This is a genomic window from Streptomyces speibonae, assembly GCF_984686075.1.
This window is the reverse complement of sequence record NZ_OZ480260.1, coordinates 2,875,924-2,890,607: the sequence shown is the minus strand read 5'-3', so window position 1 is coordinate 2,890,607 and position 14,684 is coordinate 2,875,924. Positions and strand designations below refer to the sequence as shown.

13 protein-coding genes are annotated in these 14,684 nt (G+C 72.4%); 8 read left to right on the top strand and 5 right to left on the bottom strand.

Annotated features, from left to right (window positions below; translation table 11 throughout):
* Nucleotides 1-158: 158 nt before the first annotated feature.
* A complete protein-coding gene (locus AC5L3C_RS12770; RefSeq protein WP_493649094.1) occupies nucleotides 159-1,097 on the bottom strand; it encodes a LysR family transcriptional regulator in 939 nt (312 codons plus the stop codon).
* Between the two features lie 90 nt (nucleotides 1,098-1,187).
* On the opposite strand from AC5L3C_RS12770, the gene AC5L3C_RS12765 reads away from it, so the two are divergent.
* The 8 genes from AC5L3C_RS12765 to AC5L3C_RS12730 all read left to right on the top strand — a co-directional run bounded on the left by AC5L3C_RS12765 (nucleotide 1,188) and on the right by AC5L3C_RS12730 (nucleotide 10,629).
* On the top strand, nucleotides 1,188-2,018 hold the full coding sequence (locus tag AC5L3C_RS12765) for an SDR family NAD(P)-dependent oxidoreductase (protein WP_493649093.1): 831 nt from the start codon (nucleotides 1,188-1,190) through the stop codon (nucleotides 2,016-2,018).
* 267 nt (nucleotides 2,019-2,285) lie between these two features.
* On the top strand, nucleotides 2,286-3,866 hold the full coding sequence (locus AC5L3C_RS12760) for a S8 family peptidase (RefSeq protein ID WP_493649092.1): 1,581 nt from the start codon (nucleotides 2,286-2,288) through the stop codon (nucleotides 3,864-3,866).
* Between the two features lie 305 nt (nucleotides 3,867-4,171).
* Nucleotides 4,172-4,924 carry a GntR family transcriptional regulator gene (locus AC5L3C_RS12755; RefSeq protein WP_493649091.1) on the top strand — a complete coding sequence of 251 codons (753 nt, stop codon included), beginning with the start codon at nucleotides 4,172-4,174 and terminating at the stop codon, nucleotides 4,922-4,924.
* Between the two features lie 361 nt (nucleotides 4,925-5,285).
* Complete coding sequence (locus tag AC5L3C_RS12750; protein ID WP_493649090.1) at nucleotides 5,286-5,474, top strand: SPOR domain-containing protein; 189 nt, start codon at nucleotides 5,286-5,288, stop codon at nucleotides 5,472-5,474.
* Nucleotides 5,475-5,521: 47 nt separating this feature from the next.
* On the top strand, nucleotides 5,522-5,935 hold the full coding sequence (locus AC5L3C_RS12745) for a (deoxy)nucleoside triphosphate pyrophosphohydrolase (RefSeq protein ID WP_493649089.1): 414 nt from the start codon (nucleotides 5,522-5,524) through the stop codon (nucleotides 5,933-5,935).
* A 184-nt stretch (nucleotides 5,936-6,119) separates the two neighbouring features.
* Complete coding sequence (locus AC5L3C_RS12740; RefSeq protein ID WP_493653848.1) at nucleotides 6,120-6,527, top strand: ATP-binding protein; 408 nt, start codon at nucleotides 6,120-6,122, stop codon at nucleotides 6,525-6,527.
* Nucleotides 6,528-6,794: 267 nt separating this feature from the next.
* Nucleotides 6,795-9,434, top strand: coding sequence for a SpoIIE family protein phosphatase (locus AC5L3C_RS12735; protein ID WP_493649088.1), 2,640 nt, complete (start codon nucleotides 6,795-6,797; stop codon nucleotides 9,432-9,434).
* Between the two features lie 121 nt (nucleotides 9,435-9,555).
* Nucleotides 9,556-10,629, top strand: a complete 1,074-nt coding sequence (locus AC5L3C_RS12730; protein WP_493649087.1) for a glycoside hydrolase family 18 protein — start codon at nucleotides 9,556-9,558, stop codon at nucleotides 10,627-10,629.
* Nucleotides 10,630-10,633: 4 nt separating this feature from the next.
* On the opposite strand, the gene AC5L3C_RS12725 is transcribed toward AC5L3C_RS12730, so the two are convergent.
* From AC5L3C_RS12725 to AC5L3C_RS12710, 4 genes are read right to left on the bottom strand one after another with little or no spacing between them, the layout of a single operon-like run.
* Nucleotides 10,634-11,398 carry a succinate dehydrogenase/fumarate reductase iron-sulfur subunit gene (locus AC5L3C_RS12725; RefSeq protein WP_493649086.1) on the bottom strand — a complete coding sequence of 255 codons (765 nt, stop codon included), beginning with the start codon at nucleotides 11,396-11,398 and terminating at the stop codon, nucleotides 10,634-10,636.
* Entirely contained in the window at nucleotides 11,395-13,329 is a 1,935-nt protein-coding gene (locus AC5L3C_RS12720; RefSeq protein ID WP_493649085.1) for a fumarate reductase/succinate dehydrogenase flavoprotein subunit, read from the bottom strand. Before AC5L3C_RS12720 ends, AC5L3C_RS12725 begins: the two co-directional genes overlap by 4 nt.
* Nucleotides 13,330-13,345: 16 nt before the next feature.
* Nucleotides 13,346-14,182, bottom strand: coding sequence for a succinate dehydrogenase subunit SdhC (gene sdhC, locus AC5L3C_RS12715; RefSeq protein ID WP_493649084.1), 837 nt, complete (start codon nucleotides 14,180-14,182; stop codon nucleotides 13,346-13,348).
* Between the two features lie 46 nt (nucleotides 14,183-14,228).
* On the bottom strand, nucleotides 14,229-14,522 hold the full coding sequence (locus tag AC5L3C_RS12710; RefSeq protein WP_493649083.1) for an Rv0250c family protein: 294 nt from the start codon (nucleotides 14,520-14,522) through the stop codon (nucleotides 14,229-14,231).
* Between the last annotated feature and the right edge of the window lie 162 nt (nucleotides 14,523-14,684).

The following is a 14,684-nucleotide window of genomic DNA, read 5'->3' as shown; positions in this document are numbered from 1 at the left end:
TGTTCCTGACCTTTCCGCCCGCGCGTCAACCCGTACCGACCCCTGTCCGGGTCGCGCCAAAAACCTTACGGGCAGGGGCTGTTGATTGCGCGTAACCTCGCGGAGAGTGAGGCGTGCGGCACAGCGCGGGGGGCCGCGCCTGCGCCGGACCCGCCCGGCTACCGGGAGGGCGCGGACGGGGGCGGAGCGGCCCGCCGGGCCACCGTCCGGCAGGCCTCCGCGTACCCCCGTACCAGCGGGCGGCCGGCGTCCTCGGTGCGCCAGGCCAGGGCGTAGCGGGAGGGGGAGAGGCCGTGCACGGGCCGGGTCGTGACGCCGCCGAGGGTGATCAGAGGGGCGTTTCCCCGGGCCACCAGACAGATGCCGAGGCCGGCGACCAGCGCCTCGTAGGTCTCCTCCGTGCCCGCGATCTCCGCGCCGATGCGCGGCGGGCCGCCGGGGCGTTCGTCGAGGGCCAGCCAGTGGTCGCGCAGCACGCCCGAGGCCTCGGGCAGGGCCAGGAACGGCTCGTCGGCGAGGTCCGCGAGGGTGAGGTCGGTGCGGGCGGCCAGCGGGTGGCTGTCGGGGAGGGCGACCAGACGCGGCTCCTCGGCGACCACCGTCCAGGAGTACCGGCCGGCGTCGGGCAGCGGGAGCCAGACGAACGCCACGTCCGCCTCGCCGTCCGCGAGCCCCGCCGTGGGGTCCTCCCAGGTGACCTGGCGCAGCCGGACCACGGCGTCGGGATGGGCGGCGGTGAAGCGGGACCGGATCGCCGGGAGCGGGCCCCCGCGGCCCGGGCTCGTGCTCATGCCGACGACCAGCGTGCTGCGCTGCGCGGCCCGCGCCCGTTCCACCGCGGCCGCCCCCTCCGCCCACCCCGCCAGCACGCGCCGGGCGTGCGGAAGGAGTTCCGCGCCGGCGGGGGTGAGCGCCACGCCGTGCCGGTCGCGCCGGAACAGGGTGACGCCCAGCTGCCGCTCCAGCGCCCGGATCTGCTTGCTGAGGGCGGGCTGGGAGACGTACAGGCGCTCGGCCGCTCGGGTGAAGTGCAGCTCCTCCGCCACGGTCAGGAAGTAGCGCAGATCCCGCAGGTGGACGTCGGTCGTCATAGCCATTGGTTATCAGCGTAGGTCTTGGACGGGCCGGACGGCACGGCGGCAGGGTGGTCGGTGGAACGACGGACAGCCGAGGCACGAGGAGCCGAGATGAACAAGGTGTGGCTGATCACGGGAGCCGGCAGCGGGTTCGGCCGGGCCATCGCCGAGGCGGCCCTCGCCGACGGCGATGTGGTGGTCGGCGCCCTGCGCCGGCCGGAGACCCTGGACGACCTGGTCGCCGCCCACCCGGACCAGGTGGAGGCGCTGCGTCTGGACGTCGCCGACGTCGAGGACGCCGGGGAACTGGTGCGGGACGTCGTGGCGCGGCACGGGTGGATCGACGTCCTGGTCAACAACGCGGGCCGTACGCATGTCGGGGCGTTCGAGGAGACCACCGACGACGAGCTGCGCGACCTGTTCGACGTGCACGTCTTCGGGCCCGCCGCGCTGGTGCGGGCCGCGCTGCCGGGCATGCGCGAGCGGCGCTCGGGGGCGATCGTGCAGATGAGCAGCGTGGGCGGGCAGATGTCCTTCGCGGGATTCGGGGCCTACAGCGGCACCAAGTTCGCGCTGGAGGGCATGTCGGAGGCGCTGGCGGACGAGGTGCGGGAGTTCGGCATCAGGGTGCTGATCGTCGAGCCGGGCTCCTTCCGGACGTCGCTGTTCGACACCCGCAGGGCCGGGGTGAGTCCCGACAGCGGCGTCTACGCCAAGGCCGCCGAGACCCGTGCGATGGTCGCCGGCGGTGACGGCAGCCAGCCCGGCGACCCCGCGAAGGCGGCGGCGGTGATCCTGGCCGCCCTGGAGGCGCAGGACGCGCCGCTGCGGCTGCCGCTCGGCGACGACGGGGTGGACACGGTCCTCGGCCATCTCGACCAGGTCCGCCAGGACGTCCTGGCCTGGGAGAAGCACACCCGCGCCACGGCCTTCGACGGCTGAGGACCCACCCGGACCCGACCGGGCGGCCCGCCCCGTGCGGCGGGCCGCCCGGTGTCGCGTTGTCACCGTCCCGGCCGTCACGTCGGTGCAGGGCCCCTTGTGCAAATCCTGTGGACCCCTCAATCTTTCCGCTGACGCACGGACTTGGCCGCCGTGGTTTGTCATGATCCTGCCAATGGCCGGTTCGTTGCGCCACACGCGCGACGTGTGCGTCGAGCGCACCACCCCCCACAGCACACGCACCACCGACCGAGGAGGAACCCTCACATGGCAGTGACGCGTCACCCCCGGCGAAGACTGGCCACCCTCGGCGCCGCGACCACCGCGGCCCTCGTGGCGAGCCTGGTCTCCGCTCTCCCCGCGGGCGCGGCCCCGGCCGCACCCGAAGGCCGCATCCAGTACGCGGGCGCCCCGAACGCCGTCCCCGGCAGCTACCTCGTGACCCTGAAGGCCGACGAGGCCCGCTCCGGCTCCGCCGAGGGCCGCGCCCTGGCCGAGAAGTACGGCGCCGACATCGAGCGCACCTACACCAAGGCGCTCAACGGCTACGCGGTGGAGGCCTCCGAGGCCGAGGCGAAACGTCTCGCCGCCGACCCGGCCGTCGCGACCGTGGTCCAGAACCGCACCTTCCACGTCACCGGCACCCAGCCCAACCCGCCCTCCTGGGGCCTGGACCGGACCGACCAGCGCGGCCTTCCGCTCGACAACTCCTACACCTACCCGGACTCGGGCGGGGAGGGCGTGACGGCGTACGTCATCGACACCGGCGTCCGCATCACCCACAACGACTTCGGCGGCCGCGCCTCCTACGGCTATGACGCCGTCGACAACGACAACACCGCCCAGGACGGCCACGGCCACGGCACGCACGTCGCCGGCACCGTCGCGGGCAGCTCCTTCGGCGTGGCGAAGAAGGCGCGGGTCGTCGGCGTGCGGGTGCTGAACAACTCCGGCTCCGGCACCACCGCCCAGGTCGTCGCCGGCATCGACTGGGTGGCGCGCAACGCGGTCAAGCCGGCCGTCGCCAACATGTCGCTCGGCGGCGGGGCGGACAGCACCCTCGACGCGGCCGTCCGGGGCGCCATCGCCTCCGGCGTCACCTTCGTCGTCGCGGCCGGCAACGAGTCCACCAACGCCTCCACCAAGTCCCCGGCCCGGGTGGCCGAGGCAATCACCGTCGGCGCCACGACCTCCGGCGACGCCCGGGCCAGTTACTCCAACTACGGTTCCGTCCTGGACCTGTTCGCACCGGGTTCCTCCATCACCTCCGCCTGGCGCACCAGCGACACGGCCACCAACACCATCTCCGGTACGTCCATGGCGAGCCCGCACGTCGCCGGCGCCGCCGCCCTCCACCTGGCCGGCCACCCCTCGGCCACCCCCGCCGAGGTCTCCTCCGCGCTGACCTCCGCCGCCACCACCGGCGTCGTCGGCAACCCGGGCAGCGGATCGCCCAACCGCCTGCTGTACGTGGGTGACGGGGACACCACCCCGCCCCCGCCCGGCGACCGCTTCGAGAACACGAGCGGCTACACCATCGCCGACCGCTCCACCGTCGAGTCCCCGGTGACCGTCTCCGGTGTCTCCGGCAACGCTCCCTCGGACCTGGCCGTCGAGGTCGACATCACCCACACCTACATCGGTGATCTCCAGATCCAGCTGGTCGCCCCCGACGGCACGGCGTACACGCTGAAGTCGTACGGCAGCGGCGGCAGCGCGAACGACATCCGCACCACCTACACCGTCGACGCCTCCGCGGAGCCGGCGAACGGCACCTGGAAGCTGCGCGTCAGCGACAACGCGTGGTGGGACACCGGCCGGCTCAACGGCTGGGCCCTGCAGTTCTGACGCGGCCGCCCGCGCACGGACACACTCTCGCCCCCGGGGAGCATCTCCCCGGGGGCGAGGCCCGTCACCGCCCGCAAGGCTTTGGGCCGGGGCGTCTCCCGCACGTGCACCGCGAGAGCGGTGGGAGGGCGCCGGAAAGCGGTGCGACGGAGGTGTGATGGCCCTCATAGCGGGGAGAAAGTGCCTGGGTAAAGCCCTCACGCGGCAGATGTCATCACATCGAGTGATTCTCTGGCCTTTGCTTGCCTGGCACGACCTACGGTTGCCACGCTGTTGCTGTCTGTACAACCTGATGGGAGTGGCCCGTGACCTTCGGTGAGCAGCCGGCGTACCTGCGCGTCGCGGGTGATCTCCGCAAGAAGATCGTCGACGGCCGGCTGCCCCCGCACACCCGGCTCCCTTCCCAGGCAAGGATCCGCGAGGAGTACGGCGTCTCGGACACGGTCGCGCTGGAGGCGCGCAAGGTGCTCATGGCCGAGGGGCTCGTCGAGGGCCGCTCCGGCTCGGGGACGTATGTGCGCGAGCGCCCGGTGCCCCGGCGCGTGGCCCGCTCCGGGTTCCGTCCGGAGCGGGGGGCCACGCCGTTCCGCCAGGAGCAGGCCGACGCGGGCGTCCGCGGCACCTGGGAGTCCCGCAGTGAGCAGACGGACGCCTGCGCCGCCGTCGCCGGGCGGCTCGCCATCGAGTGCGGCGACCGCGTGATGCGCACCAAGTACCTCTTCCGGGAGGCCGGCGAGCCGATGATGCTCTCCACCTCCTGGGAGCCGCTCGCCCTCACCGGCCGGACCCCGGTGATGCTCCCCGAGAAGGGGCCGCTGGGCGGCATGGGCGTCGTCGAGCGCATGCGCGCCATCGACGTGATCGTGGACAACGTCACCGAGGAGGTCGGCGCCCGCCCCGGCCTCGCCGAGGAGTTGGTCCTGCTGGGCGGCGTCCCCGGCCATGTCGTCCTGGTCATCCAGCGCACGTACTTCGCCTCCGGCCGGCCGGTGGAGACGGCGGACGTGGTCATTCCCGCCGACCGCTACCGGGCCGCGTACCACCTTCCGGTGAAGTAGCGCCGTTCCGCTCCCGCCCCACCACCCCCTCGCGCTCCACCGCGCGCCCCCCGGCCCGCGCGTCCGCCCCGGCGCGCGGGCGGGCCCGGCGCTGCCCCGCCGCCGTAGCAATCTGGCCGTTCTCGCAGGTCGCCCCCGGAGCGTGCCGCACCGGGCGGTATGCCGCTGACCGGACGCGTCGGCCCGCGCGCACGGCGCATCCGTCACCGTGCGCCCCTGCGTACTGGCCGGTTGCGTGCCTCTTTGTGAAAAGGCGTATTCGCTCAGTGAAGGTAAGGCGTAGGCTCGGGCATATGCGGACTGCGGTTTCCTTACCGGGCGGGGCGCGGCACAGGTCACGGGCGGGAAGTGGAGGGGAGCGATGAACGACGGCACGGTGACTCTTCCCTGGCTCGTCGTGCGCCAGGACGACAACGGCAATCGCTACCGGGTCGGCAGGTACGCGACCCGCGCCGAGGCCGAGAAGATCGCGGACAGCCTCGACGGGCGTGAACACCAGCAGCTCTACTGGGTCGAGCGCATCAGCCAGAACGCAACCTCCGCGGACTGACCCGGCCACCGGCGGCATCGGCCCCGGCCTGCCGTAGGCTCCGGCGCATGAGTGAGCGGGTCGTGGTGGTCGGAGCGGCGTTGTGGCACGAGGGGCGGCTGCTCGCCGCCCGCCGGAGTGCGCCCGCCGAGCTCGCCGGGCGCTGGGAGCTGCCCGGGGGCAAGGTCGAGCCGGGAGAGGCACCGGAGGCCGCCGTCGTGCGGGAGTTGCGCGAGGAGTTCGGCGTCGACGCCGAGGCGGGGGAGCGGGTGCCGGGGGAGTGGGCGCTGCGGGCGCCGTATGTGATGCAGGTGTGGACGGCGCGGCTGCGCCCCGGGTCCGCCGCCGCGCGGCCCCTCCAGGACCACGACGAACTGCGCTGGCTCACCCCCGACCGGATCTGGGATGTCGACTGGCTCGACCACGACGTGCCCGCCGTCCGCGACACCCTCGCCCACCTCGGCCTGCGCGAGGGCGTGTGAAGCGCGACTCCGGCGTGCGGGCGCGGGTGTGACGGGGCGTGGGCGCCGTCCCGCGCCGTGCGTGCCACGATGCGCCGTCGAACGGGGTACGCGGTCCGGGATATCGGGTATGTGCCCATTAACCCCATGAAACCGGACATGGGTGGGGTTCCGCACCGGACTCCCGCACTCCCTCGGCGGGGAAGTGATCCGCGTGACCGACGGCGACGGCGACTGGGCCGCATGGACCTTCAACGCGGATCCGGGCGCCGTGCGCGCCGCCCGCACCGCCGTCCGCGACCAGCTCCGGCTGTGGGGCCTCGACAGCGTAGGTGACCTCGCCGCCCTCCTGGTCAGCGAACTCGTCACCAACGCCCTGCGGCACGCCACCGGCCCCGTCGGGGTACGCCTGGTACGCCCCTCCGAGGACGGGAAAGTCCTGCTGGTGGAGGTCTCCGACCCGCTCCCCGACCCGCCGCGCGAGCGCGACGCCCGGCCCGAGGACGAGGGCGGCCGGGGACTGCGGCTCCTCGCCTCCGCCTCCCGCCGCTGGGGCACCCGGCCCGGCGCCTCCGGCAAGACCGTGTGGTTCGAACTGGCGGTGCCCGGATGAGGCCTCGCACGGGCGTTCACCGGTGTACGCGGCGGAACCTTCCGTCGAGTGACCTGTTCCGGCCTGTGGAGGTTGTCGAAGAGGGGGATTCGACGACGTGTCCGCTGGTTAGAAGACTGGAAGTGTTCTCACGGCGCGGACCGAAAAGCATCGGGACCGTGCTGTGATCGTGAACACCGTGTTGTGCGGCGCCGTAGTGCTGGATACTGCGGGCAGCCGCCCCCGGTGACCGGTGCCGGACGCGGTGAGCTGGAGGGGACGGTTCGCGTGAGCGAGATACCAGCGAAGGCCACGGAGTCCGAGGACTCGACGGGCGGCGCGAGGGGAAGGGCCGCCGACGGGCCCATCCCCGGCGACGCTCCGCTCGCCGACGGCATGTGGCAGAGCAGTCCGCCCGGCTCCATGTACGACTACATCAAGGTCGCCTCCTTCTCCATCGGCCCGGACGGCCTGGTCGACCAGTGGAGCCTGCGCGCCGAGCAGATCTTCGGCATCCCCGCGGAGCGCGCCGTCGGCACGGACCCCATCGAGGCGTTCATCGAACCCGTCCGCCGGGAGCGCGGCCAGCGCAAGATGGCCGAGATCCTCGACGGCCGCGAGTGGACCGGAGTGGTGCCCTTCCGCCTGCCCGACACCATGGTGGCGGACGAGCGCGACCGGGAGGGCCTCGCCGAGGTCTACGTCATGCCGACGCGGACCGAGGAGGGCGAGAAGGCCGCCGTCTGCATCGTCGTCGACGTCCGCACCCTGCGCCGTATCGAGACCGACCTCGCGGCCTCGCAGGCCATATTCGGTCAATCCCCCTTCGGCTTCCTGCTGATCGATCCCGACCTGCGGGTACGCCGCGCCAACCAGCGGTTCGCGTCCATCTTCGGCGGCACCCCCGACGACCACCGCGGCAAGGGAGTCCACGACTATCTGCCACGCGGGGAGGCCGAGCGGGTCGCCGCGACCCTGCGGCGGGTACTGCAGTCCGGCGACTCCATCACGGACATGCACGTCTCGGGATTCGTCCCCGGCTCCGACGAGCGCCGCCACTGGTCCGTCAACCTCTACCGCGTGCACAGCGGCAGCGGCCGGCCCATCGGCATCGCCTGGCTGGGCACCGACATCACCGCCCGCCGCGCCGCCGCCCGGGAGGCCGCCGCCGCCCGGCGCAATCTGGCCCTCCTCAACGAGGCGGGCGCCCGGATCGGCAACTCCCTCGACCTGGAGACCACCGCCCGCGAACTCCTCGACGTCGTCGTCCCCGGCTTCTGCGACCTGGCCACCGTCGACCTCTACCAGGGGCTGCTGGTCGGCGACGAGACCCCGCCCGGGCTCGCCGACGGCAGCGCGGAGGTGCGCAGGGTCGCCTTCGCCAGCGCGGTCTCCGACGCCCCGCTCGGCGGCACCGGGGAGCCGGTCAAGCTCGGCGCCGTCCACCACTACGCGTTCAACTCGCCCTGCGCCGACGCCCTGCGCACCGCCCGCCCGCAGACCGTCCCCAACGAGGACGGCGGACTGGTGCAGTCCACCCTCGCCGTGCCGATGGTCGCCCACGACACCGTGGTGGGCCTCGCCCGGTTCGCCCGCACCAAGGGCAGCGAGCCGTTCGGCGACCGCGACCGCGACCTCGCGGTCGAACTCGCCGCGCGCGCAGCGGTCTGCATCGACAACGCCCGCCTGTACCGGCGCGAGCACGAGCGCGCGCTGATACTGCAGCGGTCCCTGCTCCCGCCCGGCGACCCGGAGGCCTCCGGGCTCGACATCGCCTGCCGCTATCTGCCCGGGGCCGCGGCCACCGGCCGGGCCGGCGAGGTCGGCGGCGACTGGTTCGACGTCATCGAACTGCCCGGCCACCGCACCGCGCTGGTCGTCGGCGACGTCATGGGGCGCGGACTGCGCGCGGCCGTGGCGATGGGCGAACTGCGCACCGCCGTGCGCACCCTGGCCCAGCTCGACCTGGAACCCGCCGAGGTGCTCTCCCAGTTGGACGAGATCGCCCGAGGGCTCGGCGCCCCCGGCGGCCCCTCCCAGGCCTTCGCGGGAGGCGTCCAGCAGGCCACCAGGGCCGCCCGCCGCCCCCGCGAGGCGGACCTGTCCGAGGTGTACCTGGCGACCTGCGTCTACGCCGTCTACGACTCGGTGACCCGGCGCTGCACGTTCGCCAACGCGGGCCACCTGCCGCCCGTCCTGGTCGAACCCGGCGAGCCCGCGCTGATGCTGGACGTGCCGCCCGGCATGCCGCTCGGCGTGGGCGGGGAGCCCTTCGAGGAGGTCGAGGTCGAACTGCCCGAAGGCGCCCTGCTCGCCCTGTACACGGATGGACTGGTCGAAAGCCGCGACCACCCCCTCGACGAGGGCCTCCAGGCCTTCGTGGGTACCCTGACGGACCCCTCCGCCCCCCTGGAGGACGTCTGCGACCACGTCCTGAACACCCTCGACACCCACCACGGCGAGGACGACATCGCCCTGCTGATGGCCCGCGTCCAGGGCCTGCCCGCCGACTCCGTCGGCGACTGGACCCTGCCCCGGGAGCCGCGCAGCGTGGGCCGGGCCCGTGAGTACGCCCGGTCGCAGCTGCTGAGCTGGGACATGGAGCCCCTGGTCGACACCACGGAGCTCCTGGTCAGCGAACTCGTCACCAACGCCCTGCGGTACGGCGAGGGGGAGATCAGACTCCGGCTCCTCCTCGACCGCACCCTGGTCTGCGAGGTCTGGGACGCCGGCCTGGTCCAGCCCCGCCGCCGGCGGGCCCGGGACACCGACGAGGGGGGCCGCGGCCTCCAGCTCGTGGGCCTGCTCAGCGCCGCCTGGGGCTCGCGCCGCACGCCCCGGGGCAAGACCGTCTGGTTCGAACTCCCCCTCCCCGGCACCGACACCACCCTCACCGACCCGGCGGAGGCCCTGCTGAGCCTGTTCTGAGACGACCCCGGCCGGCCCCCCGTCCCGCGTATCGCAACCGGAACACCTGTTCCCGTCGTCCTACCCCCAACATCAACAACGCGGCTGCCCAGGGGAGCCGACGGGGGGAAGGGTGGCCGGCATGGAGCACACGGAGCCGCGGGAACCAGCGACGCCGGCCCCGGAGCGGCGCCGCAGACCCTGGGTCCGCCGGGGGCGCTGGGCCGTGCTCGTGCTCGCGCTGGTGGTGCTCGTGCCGGTGCTCGCCGTCGAGGTGGCGTTGCGGGTCAACTACATGGGGGATCCGGCGGAGGGGACGTACAGCCGGGACCGGGACGCCATGTGGCTCGGGCACGCCTGGGTCGACGGGCGCAAGAAGGACGCCGACGTCACCGCGCTCGCCCGCCGCCTCCAGGGCACGGGGATCCGGGACCTCTACGTCCACTCCGGGCCCCTGGAGCACGACGGAACCCTGCCGAAGTCGGCGTACCCGCGCGCCCGCTGGCTGATCGACGCCGTGCACCGCGAGCTTCCGGGCGTCCGCGTGCAGGCGTTCCTCGGCGACGTCCTCGCCAACGGCGGCCCCGACGGCCTGCACCTGGACCGTGCCGCCACCCGCGCGGCGGTCGTCCGCAGCGCCGGCCAGGTCCTGGACGCGGGCTACGACGGCGTCCACCTCGACCTGGAGCCCCTGCACTCCGGCGACCGGGACTACCTCTCCCTCCTCGACGAGCTGCGCGCGGTCACCCGCGCCGAGGACGCGCAGCTGTCCGTCGCCGCCCACCAGATCGACCCGCTCCCCGCCCTGCACACGGTGTTCGGTGTCTTCGCCGAGCACCCCAAGTGGTGGTCGCAGGAGTTCTTCGGCCAGGTCGCCCGGCGCGTCGACCAGATCGCCGTGATGACGTACGACACCGCGCAGCCGCTGGAGGGCACCTACGGCGGCTACGTCGCCCAGCAGACCTCCCTCGCCCTGGAGGTCACCCCGCCCACCACCCATCTGCTGATCGGTCTGCCGTTCTACTACGAGAGCAACTTCGACCACTGGGGCCACGCCGAGACCGTCGCTGCCGCCGTCCGCGGCGCCCGCCTTGGCCTCTCCCGGACGGACCCCGGCCGGAAGCTCTTCGGCGTCGCCCCGTACATCGACTTCGCGGCGACGGAGACGAACTGGAAGGAGTACCGGGAGGGCTGGCTGCGCCCGGGCACCCCCTGAAGCCTCAGCGCCTCCTGATCTTCGAGCCCAGCCACACCAGCGGGTCGTACTTCCGGTCCACCGCCCGTTCCTTCATCGGGATCAGCGCGTTGTCCGTGATCTTGATGCCTTCGGGGCAGACCTCCGTACAGCACTTGGTGATGTTGCAGTAGCCCAGCCCGTGTTCGTCCTGGGCCGTGCGCTTGCGGTCCAGGCCGGTCTCCTCGGCCGCGTCCAGCGGATGCATGTCCAGCTCCGCCACCCGCATCAGGAAGCGCGGCCCGGCGAACGCCTGCTTGTTCTCCTCGTGGTCCCGGACCACATGGCAGACGTCCTGGCACAGGAAGCACTCGATGCACTTGCGGAACTCCTGCGACCGGTCCACGTCCTCCTGCATCATCCGGTACTCGCCCGGACCGACCCCCTCCGGCGGGACGAAGGCCGGGACCTGCCGGGCCTTGGTGTAGTTGAAGCCGACGTCCGTCACCAGGTCCCGGATCACCGGGAAGGTCCGCAGCGGGGTCACGGTGATGGTCTCGTCCCGGTCGAACACCGACATCCGGGTCATGCACAGCAGCCGGGGACGCCCGTTGATCTCCGCCGAGCACGATCCGCACTTGCCTGCCTTGCAGTTCCAGCGCACGGCGAGGTCGGGGGCCTGGGTGGCCTGGAGGCGGTGAATGATGTCGAGGACCACCTCGCCGTCGTTCACCTCGACCGTGAAGTCCTCCAGGCCGCCGCCCTGCACGTCCCCCCGCCACACCTTGAAGCGGGCCTCATAGCTGCTCACTCGTACAGCTCCCCTTCGGCGAGGTACTTGACCAGCTCCTCCTTGTCGAAGAGAGCGAGCAGGTCGGGGCGGATGGGTTCGGTGGTCTCGCGGGTGAGGGCGATCCGGCCGCGCGCGGCGTCGTCGGCCGCGGGAGCGTCCGCGCCGTCGGCGAGCGCGCACAGCAGATTGACGTTGCGCCAGGCCCGGTCCATGCCCGCGTGGTCCTCGCGGGTGTGGCCGCCGCGCGACTCGGTGCGCTCCAGCGCCGCGCGGGCCACGCACTCGCTGACCAGCAGCATGTTCCTGAGGTCCAGGGCGAGATGCCAGCCCGGGTTGAACTGCCGGTGCCCCTCGACCCCGGCCCGGGCGGCCCGCGCCCGCAGCTCGGCGAGCTTGTCCAGGGCCTGCTCCATCTCGTGCTCGCGGCGGATGATGCCGACCAGGTCGTTCATCGTCTGCTGGAGCTCCTGGTGCAGCGTGTACGGGTTCTCCGGGGGCCCCTCGGCCGCTTCCCCGCTCTCCGCGGAGAACGGGCGCAGTGCCTCCGCGGCGGCCGTGTCGACCTGTACGTCGTCCACGCGGGGCCGCTCGTCTCCCGCGGCCCCGGCGTACTCGGCCGCGTGCCAGCCCGCCCGGCGCCCGAACACCAGCAGGTCCGACAGGGAGTTGCCGCCGAGCCGGTTGGAGCCGTGCATCCCGCCGGCCACCTCACCGGCCGCGAACAGCCCCGGCACCCCGCGCGCCGCCGCCGAGTCGGAGTCGACGGCGATGCCGCCCATCACGTAGTGGCAGGTCGGCCCGACCTCCATCGCCTCCGCCGTGATGTCCACGTCCGCCAGCTCCTTGAACTGGTGGTACATCGACGGCAGCCGGCGCTTGATCACCTCGGCCGGCATCCGCGTGGACACGTCCAGAAAGACCCCGCCGTGCGGGGAGCCGCGGCCCGCCTTCACCTCGGCGTTGATCGCGCGGGCCACCTCGTCGCGGGGGAGCAGCTCGGGCGGGCGCCGGTTGTGGTCCGGGTCGTCGTACCAGCGGTCGCCCTCCTCCTCGGACTCGGCGTACTTCTCCTTGAAGACGTCCGGGACGTAGTCGAACATGAACCGCTTGCCCTCGGAGTTGCGCAGCACCCCGCCGTCGCCGCGCACCGACTCGGTGACCAGGATGCCCTTCACCGACGGCGGCCAGACCATGCCGGTCGGATGGAACTGCACGAACTCCATGTTCAGCAGCGGGGCCCCGGCCAGCAGCGCCAGGGCGTGCCCGTCGCCGGTGTACTCCCACGAGTTCGACGTCACCTTGAACGACTTGCCGATCCCGCCGGTGGCGATCACCACGGCGGGCGCCTCCAGGACGAAGAACCGGCCGGTCTCGCGCTCGTACCCGAAGACGCCGCTGACCTTCTCGCCGTCCTTCAGCACGCGCGTGACCGTGCACTCCTGGAAGACCTTCAGCCGGGACTCGTAGTCCCCGGTCTCGCGGTGATCCTCCTGCTGCAACGAGACGATCTTCTGCTGGAGGGTGCGGATCAGCTCCAGTCCGGTGCGGTCGCCGACGTGGGCGAGGCGCGGGTACTCGTGGCCGCCGAAGTTGCGCTGCGAGATCCGGCCGTCCTTCGTCCGGTCGAACAGCGCGCCCCAGGTCTCCAGCTCCCACACCCGCTGCGGGGCCTCCTGGGCGTGCAGTTCGGCCATCCGCCACTGGTTGAGGAACTTCCCGCCGCGCATGGTGTCGCGGAAGTGCACCTGCCAGTTGTCACCGGCGTTGACATTGCCCATCGCGGCCGCGATGCCGCCCTCGGCCATCACGGTGTGCGCCTTGCCGAACAGCGACTTGCAGATCACGGCCGTACGGGCGCCCCTCTCGCGCGCCTCGATCGCGGCGCGCAGACCGGCGCCGCCGGCCCCCACCACGACGACGTCCCACTCCTGTCGGTCGACCATGGACATCAGTGAAGGCCCCCAGTTAGAAGAAGCGCGGATCGTCGAAGACACCGGACGCGACGAGATACACGTAGAGATCGGCGAGCGCCACGCTCAGCAGCGACGCCCAGGCGAGCTGCATGTGCCGTGCGTTCAGCCGGCCCACCCACTGCCACATCCGGTAGCGCACCGGATGCCGGGAGAAGTGCTTCAGCTTCCCGCCGACGATGTGCCGGCAGGAGTGGCAGGAGATCGTGTACAGCCAGATCAGCGCGATGTTGACCAGGAACACCAGGGTGCCAAGACCCATGTGGCCCCAGTTGTACTCCTCGTCGCGGAAGGCGAGCACGGTGTCGTAGGTCAGGATGCAGGCGACGAGCAGCGCCGCGTAGAAGAAGTAGCGGTGGATGTTCTGCAGGATCAGCGGGAAGCGGGTCTCCCCGGTGTACGAGGCGTGCGGCTCTGCCACCGCGCAGGCCGGAGGGGACGCCCAGAAGCCCCGGTAGTAGGCCTTGCGGTAGTAGTAGCAGGTCAGCCGGAAGCCGAGCGGGAAGATCAGGATGATGATCGCCGGCGAGATGCCCCACCAGCTCCCGAAGAGCTCCCAGTTCGGCCCCGCCTTCATCGGTACGCAGTTCTCCGCCAGACACGGCGAGTAGAACGGCGAGACGTAGGGCGCCGCGTAGTAGTCGGCGCCTGCGAAGGCCCGCCAGGTCGAATAGACGACGAAGGCGAGCAGACCGGCCGCGGTGGCGGCCGGGGCCAGCCACCAGCGGTCGGTCCGCAGGTGCGGGGCGGCGATCGCGGCGCGCGTACCGGTTCTCACGCCGCCGCGCGGGCGATCGGATGCGGTGGCAGGAGGTTCCGTGCCAGTGGCCACTTGTCCACTCCGGTAGGGGTCAGGGGGACGCCGCGATCGGCGGGGGTCAGGGGGCGCGACGGCCGCGGGCGCCGAGGCCCTCGTCGTCCGTGTCCACCCACAGCGAGGGGTCGTACGGCGTGTCGGGGATGGTCACCAGGTCGGGCCGCTTCGGCGGGGCCTCCTTGGCGGCCGCCGTCTCCCGCAGCAGCGCGATGCTCTCGCGCAGGTGGTTGGTGTCGGCTCGGACGCGGCGCATCTCCAGGCCGCCGCTGCCCAGCTGCTTCTCCAGGCGCCCCACCGACCGGAGCAGGTCGTCGAGACAGCGCTGGACGGTTGTCAGTTCATCGTGCACGGACATGACTTGCCCTCACTTCCACGGGTCCTTCTGGCCCAAGGCGGCAACGTTCATGCGCCTGAGAGTGTTGCGTGTCACACCTTGCGCTGTGAAGGGATGTGCATCGATTGGCCGAGGCGTATGGGTGCACCGGATGGTGCGTTGCGCCGCACGGGTGGCCTTGAC